This is a genomic window from Scandinavium tedordense (assembly GCF_024764965.1).
Taxonomy (GTDB): domain Bacteria; phylum Pseudomonadota; class Gammaproteobacteria; order Enterobacterales; family Enterobacteriaceae; genus Scandinavium; species Scandinavium tedordense.
Map to the genome: position 1 here is coordinate 20247 of NZ_JALIGG010000049.1, position 13168 is coordinate 33414.

Consider the following 13168-nt stretch of genomic DNA (forward strand, 5'->3'; position numbering starts at 1 on the left):
TGCTTGCCGGACCTACAAGATTTACGTAAGCCGGGCCTGCCCGGCGATACGTTTAAATCCACCACAAGAAGCCCCATATGAATAAGAATGCGACGTTTTACCTGCTCGACAACGAAGACACCGCCGACGGCTTAAGCGCCGTGGAGCAACTGGTGTGCGAACTGACGGCAGACCGCTGGCGGGCGGGGAAGCGCATTCTGATCGCCTGTGAAAATGAGAATCAGGCCATTCGCCTCGATGAGGCGCTGTGGTCGCGGCCGCCGGAAAGCTTTGTGCCACACAATTTGTCCGGTGAAGGTCCGCGCGGCGGCGCGCCTGTGGAAATTGCCTGGCCGCAAAAACGTAACAGCAGCCCGCGAGATATACTGATTAGCCTGCGTGTGGGCTTTGCAGATTTTGCCACCGCTTTCACAGAAGTGATAGACTTCGTACCTCACGAAGATTCTTTAAAACAACTGGCGCGCGATCGCTACAAAGCGTACCGCATGGCTGGTTTTAACCTGAATACGGCAACCTGGAAATAATGGAAAAGACATACAACCCACAAGATATCGAACAGCCGCTTTACGAGCACTGGGAAAAGCAGGGCTATTTCAAACCGAATGGTGATGAAAGCCAGGAAAGCTTCTGCATCATGATCCCGCCTCCGAACGTCACCGGCAGTTTGCATATGGGTCATGCCTTCCAGCAAACCATCATGGATACCATGATCCGCTACCAGCGCATGCAGGGCAAAAACACCCTGTGGCAGGCTGGTACTGACCATGCGGGTATTGCTACCCAGATGGTGGTTGAGCGTAAGATTGCCGCTGAAGAAGGTAAAACCCGTCAAGACTACGGTCGCGATGCCTTTATCGACAAAATCTGGCAGTGGAAAACAGAATCTGGCGGCACCATTACCCGTCAGATGCGCCGTCTCGGTAACTCCGTAGACTGGGAGCGCGAGCGTTTCACTATGGACGAAGGCCTTTCCAATGCCGTGAAAGAAGTCTTCGTTCGCCTGTACAAAGAAGATTTGATTTATCGTGGTAAGCGTCTGGTCAACTGGGACCCGAAACTGCGTACCGCGATTTCTGACCTGGAAGTGGAAAACCGCGAGTCTAAAGGCTCGATGTGGCACATCCGCTATCCGTTGGCCGACGGCGCAAAAACTGCCGACGGTAAAGATTACCTGGTGGTCGCGACGACCCGTCCGGAAACCCTACTGGGCGATACTGGTGTTGCCGTAAACCCGGAAGATCCGCGTTATAAAGATCTGATCGGCAAATTCCTGGTACTGCCGCTGGTTAACCGCCGTATTCCGATTGTGGGTGATGAACATGCCGACATGGAAAAAGGCACCGGCTGCGTGAAAATCACCCCGGCTCACGACTTTAACGACTACGAAGTCGGTAAACGTCACGCTCTGCCGATGATCAACATCCTGACCTTCGACGGCGATATCCGTGAAAGCGCGCAGGTTTTCGACACCAAAGGCGAAGAATCTGACGTATACGCAGCCGACATCCCGGCTGAATACCAGAAACTGGAGCGTTTTGCTGCGCGTAAAGCTGTGGTTGCCGCCATTGACGCTCTCGGCCTGCTCGAAGAAATCAAACCTCACGATCTGACCGTGCCGTACGGTGACCGTGGCGGCGTGGTTATCGAACCGATGCTTACCGACCAGTGGTACGTGCGTGCAGACGTACTTGCAAAACCGGCTGTCGAAGCGGTTGAAAATGGTGACATCCAGTTCGTACCGAAGCAGTACGAAAATATGTATTTCTCCTGGATGCGCGACATTCAGGACTGGTGTATCTCCCGTCAGCTGTGGTGGGGCCATCGTATCCCGGCATGGTACGACAACGACGGCAACGTGTACGTGGGCCGTACCGAAGACGAAGTACGTCAGGAAAACAACCTGAGCGCCGACGTTGCGTTGCGCCAGGACGACGATGTGCTCGACACCTGGTTCTCCTCCGCGCTGTGGACCTTCTCTACCCTCGGATGGCCGGAAAACACTGATGCGCTGCGTCAGTTCCACCCAACCAGCGTGATGGTTTCCGGCTTCGACATCATCTTCTTCTGGATTGCCCGCATGATCATGATGACCATGCACTTCATCAAAGATGAAGACGGCAAGCCGCAGATCCCGTTCAAGACCATCTACATGACCGGTCTGATCCGTGATGACGAAGGCCAGAAGATGTCCAAATCTAAGGGCAACGTCATTGACCCTCTGGATATGGTCGACGGGATTTCGCTGGCAGACCTGCTGGAGAAACGTACCGGCAACATGATGCAGCCGCAGCTGGCAGAGAAAATCGCCAAGCGCACCGAGAAGCAATTCCCGGACGGCATCGAGCCGCACGGCACCGACGCCCTGCGTTTCACCCTGGCGGCGCTGGCCTCTACCGGCCGCGACATCAACTGGGACATGAAACGTCTGGAAGGTTACCGTAACTTCTGTAACAAGCTGTGGAACGCCAGCCGCTTTGTGCTGATGAACACCGAAGACCAGGATTGCGGCTTCAACGGCGGCGAAATGACTCTGTCGCTGGCAGATCGCTGGATCCTCGCCGAATTCAACCAGACCATCAAAGCATACCGTGACGCGCTGGACAGCTTCCGCTTCGATATCGCCGCGGGCATCCTGTACGAGTTCACCTGGAACCAGTTCTGCGACTGGTATCTGGAGCTGACCAAACCAGTAATGACTGGCGGTTCTGAAGCAGAACTGCGCGGCACTCGCCATACGCTGGTGACGGTGCTGGAAGGTCTGCTGCGTATTGCGCACCCGATCATTCCGTTTATCACCGAAACCATCTGGCAGCGCGTGAAGGTTATCGCCGGAATTTCCGCCGACACCATCATGCTGCAGCCGTTCCCGGCATTCGATGCCGCTCAGGTGGATGAAGCCGCGCTGGCCGATACCGAATGGCTGAAGCAGGCTATCATTGCAGTGCGTAACGTTCGTGCTGAGATGAACATCTCCCCGGGTAAACCGCTGGATCTGTTGCTGCGCGGTTGCAGTAAAGATGCTGAGCGTCGTGTGAACGACAACCTCAGCTTCCTGCAGACCCTGGCACGCCTGGAAAGCATCACCGTGCTGCCTGCCGATGACAAAGGTCCCGTTTCCGTGACCAAAATCATCGACGGTGCCGAGCTGCTGATCCCAATGGCTGGCCTCATCAACAAAGAAGATGAGCTGGTGCGTCTGGCGAAAGAAGTGGCGAAAGTTGAAGGTGAAATTGGCCGCATCGAAAGCAAACTGGCGAACGAAGGTTTCGTGGCGCGTGCCCCGGAAGCCGTTATTGCCAAAGAGCGCGAGAAGCTCGACGGCTACGCAGAAGCAAAAGCGAAGCTGATTGAACAGCAGGCCGTTATCGCTGCGCTGTAATCGTCATTAAACGTATCAAGCCGGGCGAATGCCCGGTTTTTTTATGCCTGCCGCTTATCGGCACCTAAATAAACGGAGTGGCCACCATCATCCCACGCGAAATTATCGCAAAGAAACCGGAATCGTTAGGCCCGTCGGTATCATCAAGCTCAACATCATCCAGTTCCCCTACGACGCAAGTATTGCTGGCCAGATAGCGCATGTAACACATTTTGGCCCACGGATAAGCCAGCCCAAAGGTACACATCGTCGCCAGGATTAAGACCAGTATCTGCATCAGCAGCCCAACGAAAGTCAGGGATGAACGGAAAGTCAGTGAATCCCCCAGACGCAATCCGTTAATAAACTGATTGCGCAGCGAAGCCTTGGAAAATATTGACATCAGAACAATTGCGATAAAGTAAAGGACATAGCTAACAATAATTTGTGGAATATACTCCTGCGCCACCGCATCACTTATTGCTGGATCCATCTCCCCCTGTCCCATTGCTTTGAATAAAGTACTATAAAACGGCGCCATCAATTTTACGATTACAATCGCAAACGGAACCAATATAAGCATGGCTGCGATACAAATAGCCATGCAGCGTTTAAGAGAAATGTCGATGCGGAAAGGGTGAATACCAAAACGGGTATGGTTTCCCAGGAGGTGCATCCATTTACCATACATAAATCCATTGGTGATACCTACAGATAACAGCCCCAGCACACCTAAGACGGCGAGCTGAATTAATCCACCATTCGTACTTTCAGGTATTCCCATAGTGCGGTTAACGCCAAAGAGGAAAAAAATTACCGCAATGCCAAGCAGCAGCGGCAACCCCAGCATCGTCCACATGACTTTACCCACGCTACATTTAAAACCAAAGCGCACATCATTCAGTCGGGTCATCATTGCCTGATAACGCAATCCTTTTGCCATCATAAGCGGCATCAACGCCCATAGCAGGAGGATAGGAAGAAAACCGAACAGCAGATTTATACTCTCACAGACTAGCGTCAGGACAATAAAGATAAGGCCGACTAACAGCCAGCTCACCAGAAATGCCCCTCCGGTGGCATGATAGTCAAAATGAACGCCATTTAACTCCATATTTTTATAAATATAGCGACGTGATTTAACGTATGCCCAGGGTAGATAAATACCCAACGTAATTATTGTCAGTAATAAATTCCCCAGGCAAATTAAAAAGAAGGGCCAAGCCTTCCCATGAAATACAAATACATGCTGTGAATTCGCAGTACCAACCTCGCTACTAGTCATATTAAAACATTCCCTTTTATTAATATGTATAACCTGGATAAATAATTACCCTGCCATGTTAAAAACGCAGTATGTCTGGCATTTAACCCAACAGCAAGATACAGAATTCATGGAATCGGATCTTGCACGCTGTTTATGAGAGTGGTATTAAATGGCATTATGATTCATGTATTTTTTATTGAGCAATAGAATGAATATCTCTCATGAGCAGCCACTCTCCTTACGCGCCCTGACACCCGATGACAACCCGGCGATCGCCCGCGTCATTCGACAAGTCTCCGCCGAATACGGCCTCACTGCCGATAAAGGCTATACCGTTGCTGACCCGAACCTGGACGAGCTGTATCAGCTCTACAGCCAGCCTGGGCATGCTTATTGGGTGATCGAACAGGACGGTAAAGTGGTGGGCGGCGGTGGTGTCGCGCCACTAACGTGCAGCGAGCCCGATATTTGTGAACTGCAAAAAATGTATTTTCTGCCTGAAGCGCGCGGAAAAGGGTTCGCCAAGAAGCTGGCGCTGCAGGCAATGGATCACGCCCGTGAGCATGGGTTTACCCGCTGCTATCTGGAAACTACCGCCTTTCTTAAAGAAGCGATTATGCTGTATGAGCATCTCGGCTTTGAGCATATCGACGGCCCGCTCGGTTGTACCGGCCACGTCGACTGCGAAGTGCGGATGTTGAAAACGCTTTAGTACGTTTTGGTGCGGGATTTCCCCCGCATCCTGGCCCTCTGTCACGCCGTGTGAGGGGGGAGCCCGCTATGAAAACGAAACTCTGTATCTGGCGTCGAAATCAGCGCCGCCTCCACTTCCCCAAAATGCCGCACGCGCGCCGTGATATCCTCGTCTGACACCTGCTGAGCCAGCGCCAGATAATCCTGATAATGCCGCGCCTCGGAGCGCAGCAGCGACAGATAAAACGCCTGCAAATCATCATCCAGATACGGCGCCAGCGCGGCAAAACGCTCACAGGAGCGCGCCTCGATGTACGCCCCACAAATCAGCTTGTCGATAAGCGTCAGCGGTTCATGAGTGCGCACTTCCTTGAGCATACCTTTGGCGTAGCGGCTGGCGGTTATCTTCACGTATGGAATGTCCCGCGCAGTCATGATCTCCCGCACCTGCCAGAAGTGATGCAACTCCTCTTTGATGAGCAGCACCATGCTGTCGATGAGCTGTCGGCCCCATACATCATCGGTCTGCGGCATTATGCTTTTACCAATCTGCTTTTGCAGGGCGGCAAAATCAGGCTCCGGGCCACCACGAAACGCAAAGGCTTCGTACGGCTGCAGCCACGCCAGCAGCGCATCAGCCCCGTCTTTATCGGCTACGTATTTGCGTACCAATAGCATGGCGGTCTGCGCGGCTTTCAGCTCGCACACCAGATGGTCAGTCAGCAACAGAGGAAGGTGTTCAGGGGAACGGGCCTGGTCTATCCACGCCTGCGGCGTAGGGCACTGGAGAAAGGTTAAAACAGGAGCGAGTATTTGCGGGTAATGCATGTATCTTGCGCAGTCTCTTATAAACATACTCTAAATAAAATGCGGCAGCGGGTGCTGCCGCATCCGTCATTACTTAGTGGCGAACGCCATCGTCGTCTTCGTCGATCTCGTCTTCGTCATCACCTTCTTCGCCTTCACCGTTCGGATCTTCGAAGTAGGTTCCCCAGCCGTCATATTCCACGCCAAACTTCTCAGCGAGGTTCATCAACTGTTCAACCTGTGAATCGATGAGCTCTCGGTTCAGGGCACATTCGCTGAGTGCGTCGCAGCAGATAACCACTTCGCCGCCTTCTTCCACTTCCAGCTCTTCCGGCTCGGTCACTTCGTAACCCAGTTTGAAGACTTCAACCGCTACTTTCTCAAGCGTTTCAAAATCGTCCGCAGAGAAATGATGCTCGATGGTGTACAGCGCGTCCGGATCGCTGCCATCATCCAGTAACTCTTCAATAATCAGACGCGTCTCTTCACGCTGCTCTTCCAGGTGCTCCGGGTTTGCCATAGCTCGTTCCTCATGATGTGCGGCAGATACTTCTATTTTCACATACCGCAGTCAATGCCTCCACCTTTCCGAGAAAGAATTGTGAAACGGGGTTGCAAATGAATATTCATACATATAAATTGAATTTTAATTCAATAAATGGCTTGAGCCATGAGAGGGAAATATGTCTGCGTTATACCAGAACCATTTTTTGAAATTACTGGATTTTACCTCTGCGCAACTCACTCACCTGCTGGCGCTGGCCGCACAACTGAAAGCCGATAAAAAAAGCGGTAACGAAGTGCCAAAACTGACCGGTAAAAACATCGCGCTCATCTTCGAAAAAGACTCGACCCGTACCCGATGCTCTTTCGAAGTTGCCGCATACGATCAGGGGGCACGTGTCACTTACCTTGGCCCAAGCGGCAGCCAGATTGGCCACAAAGAATCGATTAAAGATACCGCCCGGGTGCTGGGCCGGATGTATGACGGCATTCAGTATCGCGGCCACGGTCAGGAAGTCGTTGAAACGCTGGCGCAATATGCAGGCGTTCCGGTGTGGAACGGGCTGACCAACGAGTTCCACCCAACCCAACTGCTGGCCGATTTACTGACCATGCAGGAACACCTGCCGGGCAAAGCGTTCAATGAGATGACGCTGGTGTATGCGGGCGATGCGCGCAATAACATGGGCAATTCGATGCTCGAAGCCGCAGCGTTGACCGGACTGGATTTACGCCTGGTGGCCCCGCAAAGCTGCTGGCCAGAAGCGAGCCTGGTTGCGGAATGCAAAGCGCTGGCGCAGAAAAATGGCGGGAATATTACGTTGACGGAAGATGTCGCTGCTGGCGTGAAAGACGCCGATTTCATCTATACCGATGTATGGGTGTCGATGGGCGAAGCGAAGTCAAAATGGGCCGAACGTATCGGGCTGCTGCGTGACTACCAGGTGAATAAAAACATGTTGGCGCTGACCGGTAATTCGCAGGTGAAGTTCCTGCACTGCCTGCCCGCCTTCCATGATGATGAGACCACGCTCGGAAAGCAGATGGCCGAAGAGTACGGTTTACACGGCGGGATGGAGGTCACGGACGAGGTATTCGAGTCGGAAGCGAGCATTGTTTTCGATCAGGCCGAAAACCGAATGCACACCATTAAAGCCGTGATGGTGGCGACGCTGAGTCAGAATTAATCCCCAGAATATGCCCGCGACGCATTGTTTGCCGGGCCTACAAGCATTCGTAGGCCCGGTCAGTGCAGCGCGCGCCGGGCATCAAACTAACGATTATTCAACCAACATCTTCACTACCGCCTTGCGCACTTTCGCAGGTGTGCCCACGGCGCACAGCGGTTTATGCACTTCGCCCGGGTAGAACACCACGAAATCCCCTTCGCTCAGCACTACCGTTTTTTCCTGCACACCTTCCGACAGGAACGCGATATCTTTATCCGCCAGCCAGTCGGTGTCCGGCTTGCCCGCAGGGTACGTGCTAAACGTCATCCCTTCCTGGCCTTTGAGAATGATTTGAATATCGAGATATTTCGCATGATATTCCGCACGACGATCCGCAAATGGCTCAGTGCTGTCTTCTGAAATCAGATAGAACAGACGGTTACCGTCGATATCGTGTTTCCCAAGCGGCGTAGCGTCGGTGACGTGCGCCTTAACGTGTTCGATAGCCTGACGCAGTTCCAGCGGCAGCCAACCCTGCAGATGGTGAATATTTCCGGCGATCATAAAAACCTCCAAATATAAAACAATGTTTCATTTTTGATTTTTATACGCGCATTCACCTGGCCATACCACTCCTTTTTTAGGGATATTTGCACTGACGCAGGATCTTTTGAGGCAAACGTTTTCCTGTCTGTGAACGAATCACTTGAATCCGGCGCTTAGCTGCGTATAATGCCAGCCGATTTGCCGGGAGGAAGCATGGTCAACTGCGTTCGACATTCTGTCTTACCGCGTCTGAGAACAGACGCTGGCCTGCCGTTTTTCTCCCGTTGCATCACCCCATTCAAGAAGCCCCTTTTTAAGGGGCTTTTTTTTTGCCCAGGCGTCAGGAGATAACCATGGCTAATCCGCTATATCAAAAACATATCATTTCCATAAACGATCTCAGCCGCGAAGACCTCGAACTGGTGCTGGCGACTGCCGCCAAACTGAAAGCGCACCCGCAGCCGGAGTTGCTGAAACATAAGGTTATCGCCAGCTGCTTCTTCGAAGCCTCTACCCGCACCCGCCTGTCGTTTGAAACCTCGATGCACCGTCTGGGCGCGAGCGTGGTGGGCTTCTCGGACAGCGCCAACACCTCGCTGGGCAAAAAAGGCGAAACCCTCGCCGACACCATTTCCGTTATCAGCACCTACGTCGACGCGATTGTGATGCGCCACCCGCAGGAAGGCGCAGCGCGTCTGGCGACCGAGTTTTCCGGCAACGTGCCCATCCTCAACGCCGGTGACGGCGCCAACCAACATCCGACGCAAACCCTGCTCGACTTGTTCACCATTCAGGAAACTCAGGGTCGTCTGGAAAACTTAAGTGTGGCGATGGTCGGCGACCTGAAATATGGCCGCACTGTGCATTCTCTGACCCAGGCGCTGGCGAAGTTTAACGGTAACCGTTTCTACTTTATCGCCCCGGACGCGCTGGCAATGCCGCAGTACATTCTCGATATGCTCGACGAAAAAGGCATTGCCTGGAGCCTGCACGGCACCATTGAAGAAGTGATGGCGGAAGTGGATATTCTGTATATGACTCGCGTACAGAAAGAGCGCCTGGACCCGTCCGAGTACGCCAACGTGAAAGCACAGTTTGTCCTGCGGGCGGCAGATCTTGAAGGCGCGCGCAGCAACATGAAGGTACTGCACCCGCTACCACGCATTGATGAAATCACTACCGATGTCGATAAAACACCGCACGCCTGGTACTTCCAACAGGCCGGGAACGGCATCTTCGCGCGCCAGGCGTTACTGGCGCTGGTTTTGAACAGCGACCTGGCACTGTAAGGGGAATGACGATGACACACGATAATAAACTTCAGGTAGAAGCCATCAAACGTGGCTCGGTGATTGACCATATCCCGGCACAAATCGGCTTTAAGCTGCTGACGCTGTTCAAACTGACCGAAACCGATCAGCGCATCACCATCGGCCTGAACTTGCCATCCGGCGAAATGGGCCGTAAAGATTTGATTAAGATCGAGAACACCTTCCTGACTGACGAGCAGGTCAACCAGCTGTCGCTGTATGCGCCAGACGCCACGGTGAACCGCATCGACGAATATGAAGTGGTGGGCAAGTCACGCCCTAGCCTGCCGGAGCGTATCGAAAACGTTTTGGTGTGCCCGAACAGCAACTGCATCAGCCACGCGGAACCGGTTTCATCAAGCTTTAGCGTCAAAAAGCGCGCCGACGATATCGCCCTGAAGTGCAAATACTGTGAAAAAGAGTTCTCGCATACTGCGGTATTGGCCAACTAATTGAGGTTGGTATCAGGTGCCGGGCTGCCTATAATGGTCCGGCACTTTTGAAACCTAATCCCGCTGTCACAAATGGAGACATCATGACTAAAGTTATCGCGACGGAAAATGCACCAGCAGCCATCGGCCCATACGTTCAGGGCGTTGATTTAGGCAGTATGATTATCACTTCCGGTCAGATCCCGGTGTGCCCGAAAACCGGCACCGTAGCAGAAGACGTTTCCGCGCAGGCGCGCCAGTCACTGGAAAACGTGCAGGCTATCGTTGAAGCCGCAGGCCTGAAAGTGGGCGATATCGTGAAAACAACTGTTTTCGTGAAAGATCTCAACGATTTTGCCACCGTTAACGCCACCTACGAAGCATTCTTCACCGAGCATAATGCTACTTTCCCGGCACGTTCTTGTGTGGAAGTCGCGCGTCTGCCGAAAGATGTGAAGATTGAAATCGAAGCGATTGCCGTTCGTCGTTAATCGCCAGTGCCCGGCGGCGCTCCGTTTGCCGGGCCGACAGATTTAGCCAATCCGAAAGGGTTGGCCCGGTAAGCGAAGCGCCACCGGGCAATCGTCTTACTCTATTCGCGTCGCGCGCAGCAGCGTTTCCAGCGGATACACCGCGGCAATCACCACTTCATCCTGCGTTTTCGCCGCTTCATCCAGCTGCGACTGAATAGACGCATACTCTTTGTCATCCAGCGTGCCCTGTCGCGCCACCAAATCGGTTAAACGCAGCCCTAACGCCGCCAGTTTATCAACCTGCAACGCCACCGGTTTCATACTCGCCAACTGATGATTACCGTCAGTCAGCACTAGCACGTCCGCGGTGTTGTTCTGCCAGCGGGTGAAGACGTGACGTAGCGCATCGGCACTCTCATTATCTTCCGCGTCGCTTATCAGATTATCCGCCCACTCATTGAGATGACGCACAGTGTTGCTCTCCGCCGGGAGCGCGTCAGCCACGCGGTTAAGCGGCTCAAAGGCGTGATAATTTCCGGCCTGGAATTTCAGGTGCTGACGGGTGTAATACTGCGCGGGCTCAATCGCCTGTGCGAGAATTTGCAGTGGCAGCGTGCTGCCGCCGTTCGCCAACCGCGTAAACAGCACCAGCTGCTGCGTGTGCTGTTGCAGCCCGACAGACACCGTCGACCAGCTATCAATTGCCTGCAAGCGCTGATACATATTGTCGGTGTCGGTCACATCCTTCGCCGACCACAGGCGTTCTGCCACCACAAAACCGCGTGGCCACAGGCGGATATCCAGCACCGGCGCAACGATATTTTCCGCCCACAGCGCGGCTTCGCCACCCAGCAGATTCTTCTGCTGTGCTTCATCCGGCACAACCGGTTGAATGCCTTTCGGCACCTCATCCAGCCGCTCGCCGCTGATCGGATAGCGGGCATTGCCCACCAGGAAATAACCTTTCAGTTGGTCATCGTGAATGCTCAGCACCGGGCGGGTTTCGCCCATCCAGGTATCCACCGTGAAGGTCACCTGGTCCGGGCTCAGCCATTCGATATCATCCACCGCGCGGCGGGATTTCCCTTTGAAATCAATAAACCCTCGCCACTCCTGGTCGCCTTTAACTAACGTAACGGTGCCTTCCACAGCGCTGCCTTTCAGGCGCGGCATGGTGAAAGTCCAGCTCTGAGCGCTGTCGGCGTCGCTGATTTTGTCCACACCGTTCAGACCCTGCGGCACGATTTCATTGCGATAGTGATAGGCGGCACTTTGCGGCTGATCGAGGTAGAACCCGGTCGACAGAATGCCCTTATACCCATTTTTCGTCACGTCACCCAGTGCGTCCTGCCCTTGCCAGGATTGGATCAGAATGCTTTTCGGCAGGTCCGGGTGATATATCTCATCCCAGCCGACCATCTGGCGATGGTGTTTTTCGAGGATTGTTTCCAGCTTGCGGTTGAAGTACGCCTGCAGCGCGTGGCTGTCCGCTAGCTTGTTCTCCTGCATAAATTTTTGGATAGCTGGATTATTTTTCCACTGGGTATCGTCCACCTCATCGCCGCCGATGTGCAAATACGGATCAGGGAAAATAGCCGCTAACTCACCGACCATCGCGTCCGCAAAGGCGTAAGTCGCGTCTTTGGTCGGATCAAGCACTGGCTTCAGCACGCCCCAGTGGCGCTCCATTTCATACGGACCTGGCGCGCTCATCAGTTCCGGATACGCCACCGCAATTGCCGAGGCGTGTCCCGGCATATCGATTTCCGGCACCACGCGAATGCCGCGATCTGCGGCGTATCGCACAATGTCTTTCATCTGCGCCTGGGTATAGAACTTGCCGTCACTGGCGAGCTGCTGCAATTTCGGGTATCGGGTCGATGCAAAACGCCAGCCCTGATCGTCGGTCAGATGCCAGTGGAAGACGTTGAGTTTGGCCGCCGCCATGCCATCGAGCTGACGTTTGATATTTTCAATCGGCAGGAAGTGACGTGCGGAATCCAACAGCACACCACGCCATGGGAAACGAGGCGCATCCTCAATGGTAACGTAAGGGATAGCGGTATTGTCCGGGCCGTTTTGCAGTAGCTGTAGCAGCGTTTCAATGCCGTGCATCGCACCAAACCGGGTGTTGGCGGTGAGCTTCACGCCGCTTTCATCGACCACCAGCTTATAGCTTTCATCGCTATCCGGACGCGGAATGGCCGGAACTTTACGCGCGATAACGATATCAACCGTCGGTGATTTTGCAGGCGCACTTTGCGGCATCATTTCCCAGCCAGTCTGACGGCCAATGCGCTCGCGCAGACGGTTAACTGCATCCCCTAAATCATCCCCGGAAAGATTGATGGTGAGCTGGTTATTCAGCACCAGCGCCCCCTGTGCCGAAGGGCGTTCGACCTGAGCCGGCCACGGCATCAGCGGTAAATCTCCAGCGGGCGTTGCCAGCGCAAAACCGCTCAATAAGAGTCCGGTCGTCAACAAGCTGTAGCGCACAGTTTTAAGCATGAGGGTTCCTTTATGACGGGCCAAAAAAAGGCAATCCAATGAGGTAACATGCGTCGATTTGAGGGTCAAGCGCAGGATGCGATCGACATCACAACCTGCTGA

General features: G+C 53.7%; 14 protein-coding genes. 9 read left to right on the forward strand and 5 right to left on the reverse strand.

The window, feature by feature from the left end:
- Positions 1 to 77: 77 nt before the first annotated feature.
- Positions 78 to 524 carry a DNA polymerase III subunit chi gene (gene holC, locus MUU46_RS03480; RefSeq protein ID WP_258964774.1) on the forward strand — a complete coding sequence of 149 codons (447 nt, stop codon included), beginning with the start codon at positions 78 to 80 and terminating at the stop codon, positions 522 to 524.
- Positions 524 to 3379 (forward strand): valine--tRNA ligase, encoded by a 2856-nt coding sequence (locus tag MUU46_RS03485; protein ID WP_258964775.1) that lies wholly within the window; start codon positions 524 to 526, stop codon positions 3377 to 3379. Before holC ends, MUU46_RS03485 begins: the two co-directional genes overlap by 1 nt.
- Before the next feature lie 64 nt (positions 3380 to 3443).
- On the opposite strand, the gene MUU46_RS03490 is transcribed toward MUU46_RS03485, so the two are convergent.
- On the reverse strand, positions 3444 to 4643 hold the full coding sequence (locus tag MUU46_RS03490) for a YjgN family protein (protein ID WP_258964776.1): 1200 nt from the start codon (positions 4641 to 4643) through the stop codon (positions 3444 to 3446).
- A 190-nt stretch (positions 4644 to 4833) separates the two neighbouring features.
- On the opposite strand from MUU46_RS03490, the gene MUU46_RS03495 reads away from it, so the two are divergent.
- A complete protein-coding gene (locus tag MUU46_RS03495) occupies positions 4834 to 5337 on the forward strand; it encodes a GNAT family N-acetyltransferase (protein ID WP_159759342.1) in 504 nt (167 codons plus the stop codon).
- 41 nt (positions 5338 to 5378) lie between these two features.
- Here the strand turns inward: MUU46_RS03495 and miaE are convergent, their stop codons facing one another.
- Both miaE and rraB read right to left on the reverse strand, forming a co-directional pair.
- On the reverse strand, positions 5379 to 6146 hold the full coding sequence (miaE, locus tag MUU46_RS03500; RefSeq protein ID WP_258964777.1) for a tRNA isopentenyl-2-thiomethyl-A-37 hydroxylase MiaE: 768 nt from the start codon (positions 6144 to 6146) through the stop codon (positions 5379 to 5381).
- Positions 6147 to 6219: 73 nt separating this feature from the next.
- Entirely contained in the window at positions 6220 to 6645 is a 426-nt protein-coding gene (gene rraB, locus MUU46_RS03505; protein WP_258964778.1) for a ribonuclease E inhibitor RraB, read from the reverse strand.
- 98 nt (positions 6646 to 6743) lie between these two features.
- Between rraB and argL the strand changes: the two genes are divergently transcribed.
- Both argL and argF read left to right on the forward strand, forming a co-directional pair.
- Positions 6744 to 6839 carry a putative translational regulatory protein ArgL gene (argL, locus tag MUU46_RS22945; protein WP_374684985.1) on the forward strand — a complete coding sequence of 32 codons (96 nt, stop codon included), beginning with the start codon at positions 6744 to 6746 and terminating at the stop codon, positions 6837 to 6839.
- Positions 6809 to 7816 carry an ornithine carbamoyltransferase gene (gene argF / locus MUU46_RS03510; protein WP_258964779.1) on the forward strand — a complete coding sequence of 336 codons (1008 nt, stop codon included), beginning with the start codon at positions 6809 to 6811 and terminating at the stop codon, positions 7814 to 7816. The genes argL and argF overlap by 31 nt, the downstream gene beginning before the upstream one ends.
- Positions 7817 to 7909: 93 nt before the next feature.
- Here the strand turns inward: argF and MUU46_RS03515 are convergent, their stop codons facing one another.
- Complete coding sequence (locus MUU46_RS03515) at positions 7910 to 8362, reverse strand: YhcH/YjgK/YiaL family protein (RefSeq protein WP_258964780.1); 453 nt, start codon at positions 8360 to 8362, stop codon at positions 7910 to 7912.
- Positions 8363 to 8557: 195 nt separating this feature from the next.
- Between MUU46_RS03515 and pyrL the strand changes: the two genes are divergently transcribed.
- The 4 genes from pyrL to MUU46_RS03535 all read left to right on the forward strand — a co-directional run bounded on the left by pyrL (position 8558) and on the right by MUU46_RS03535 (position 10576).
- Positions 8558 to 8695 carry a pyr operon leader peptide gene (pyrL, locus tag MUU46_RS03520; protein WP_159759350.1) on the forward strand — a complete coding sequence of 46 codons (138 nt, stop codon included), beginning with the start codon at positions 8558 to 8560 and terminating at the stop codon, positions 8693 to 8695.
- A 2-nt stretch (positions 8696 to 8697) separates the two neighbouring features.
- Entirely contained in the window at positions 8698 to 9633 is a 936-nt protein-coding gene (gene pyrB, locus MUU46_RS03525) for an aspartate carbamoyltransferase (RefSeq protein WP_258964781.1), read from the forward strand.
- A gap of 11 nt (positions 9634 to 9644) precedes the next feature.
- A complete protein-coding gene (pyrI, locus tag MUU46_RS03530) occupies positions 9645 to 10106 on the forward strand; it encodes an aspartate carbamoyltransferase regulatory subunit (RefSeq protein WP_159759353.1) in 462 nt (153 codons plus the stop codon).
- Between the two features lie 83 nt (positions 10107 to 10189).
- Positions 10190 to 10576: an enamine/imine deaminase gene (locus tag MUU46_RS03535; RefSeq protein WP_110512172.1), complete on the forward strand. Its 387-nt coding sequence runs from the start codon at positions 10190 to 10192 to the stop codon at positions 10574 to 10576.
- Positions 10577 to 10672: 96 nt separating this feature from the next.
- Here MUU46_RS03535 and MUU46_RS03540 read toward each other — a convergent pair whose 3' ends face one another.
- A complete protein-coding gene (locus MUU46_RS03540; RefSeq protein WP_258964782.1) occupies positions 10673 to 13066 on the reverse strand; it encodes a beta-N-acetylhexosaminidase in 2394 nt (797 codons plus the stop codon).
- Between the last annotated feature and the right edge of the window lie 102 nt (positions 13067 to 13168).

Coding starts and splice junctions, on each gene's coding strand:
- holC (WP_258964774.1), top strand. CDS start 78: ATGAATAAGAATGCGACGTTTTACCTGCTCGACAACGAAGACACCGCC.
- MUU46_RS03485 (WP_258964775.1), top strand. CDS start 524: ATGGAAAAGACATACAACCCACAAGATATCGAACAGCCGCTTTACGAG.
- MUU46_RS03490 (WP_258964776.1), bottom strand. CDS start 4,643: ATGACTAGTAGCGAGGTTGGTACTGCGAATTCACAGCATGTATTTGTA.
- MUU46_RS03495 (WP_159759342.1), top strand. CDS start 4,834: ATGAATATCTCTCATGAGCAGCCACTCTCCTTACGCGCCCTGACACCC.
- miaE (WP_258964777.1), bottom strand. CDS start 6,146: ATGCATTACCCGCAAATACTCGCTCCTGTTTTAACCTTTCTCCAGTGC.
- rraB (WP_258964778.1), bottom strand. CDS start 6,645: ATGGCAAACCCGGAGCACCTGGAAGAGCAGCGTGAAGAGACGCGTCTG.
- argL (WP_374684985.1), top strand. CDS start 6,744: ATGAATATTCATACATATAAATTGAATTTTAATTCAATAAATGGCTTG.
- argF (WP_258964779.1), top strand. CDS start 6,809: ATGTCTGCGTTATACCAGAACCATTTTTTGAAATTACTGGATTTTACC.
- MUU46_RS03515 (WP_258964780.1), bottom strand. CDS start 8,362: ATGATCGCCGGAAATATTCACCATCTGCAGGGTTGGCTGCCGCTGGAA.
- pyrL (WP_159759350.1), top strand. CDS start 8,558: ATGGTCAACTGCGTTCGACATTCTGTCTTACCGCGTCTGAGAACAGAC.
- pyrB (WP_258964781.1), top strand. CDS start 8,698: ATGGCTAATCCGCTATATCAAAAACATATCATTTCCATAAACGATCTC.
- pyrI (WP_159759353.1), top strand. CDS start 9,645: ATGACACACGATAATAAACTTCAGGTAGAAGCCATCAAACGTGGCTCG.
- MUU46_RS03535 (WP_110512172.1), top strand. CDS start 10,190: ATGACTAAAGTTATCGCGACGGAAAATGCACCAGCAGCCATCGGCCCA.
- MUU46_RS03540 (WP_258964782.1), bottom strand. CDS start 13,066: ATGCTTAAAACTGTGCGCTACAGCTTGTTGACGACCGGACTCTTATTG.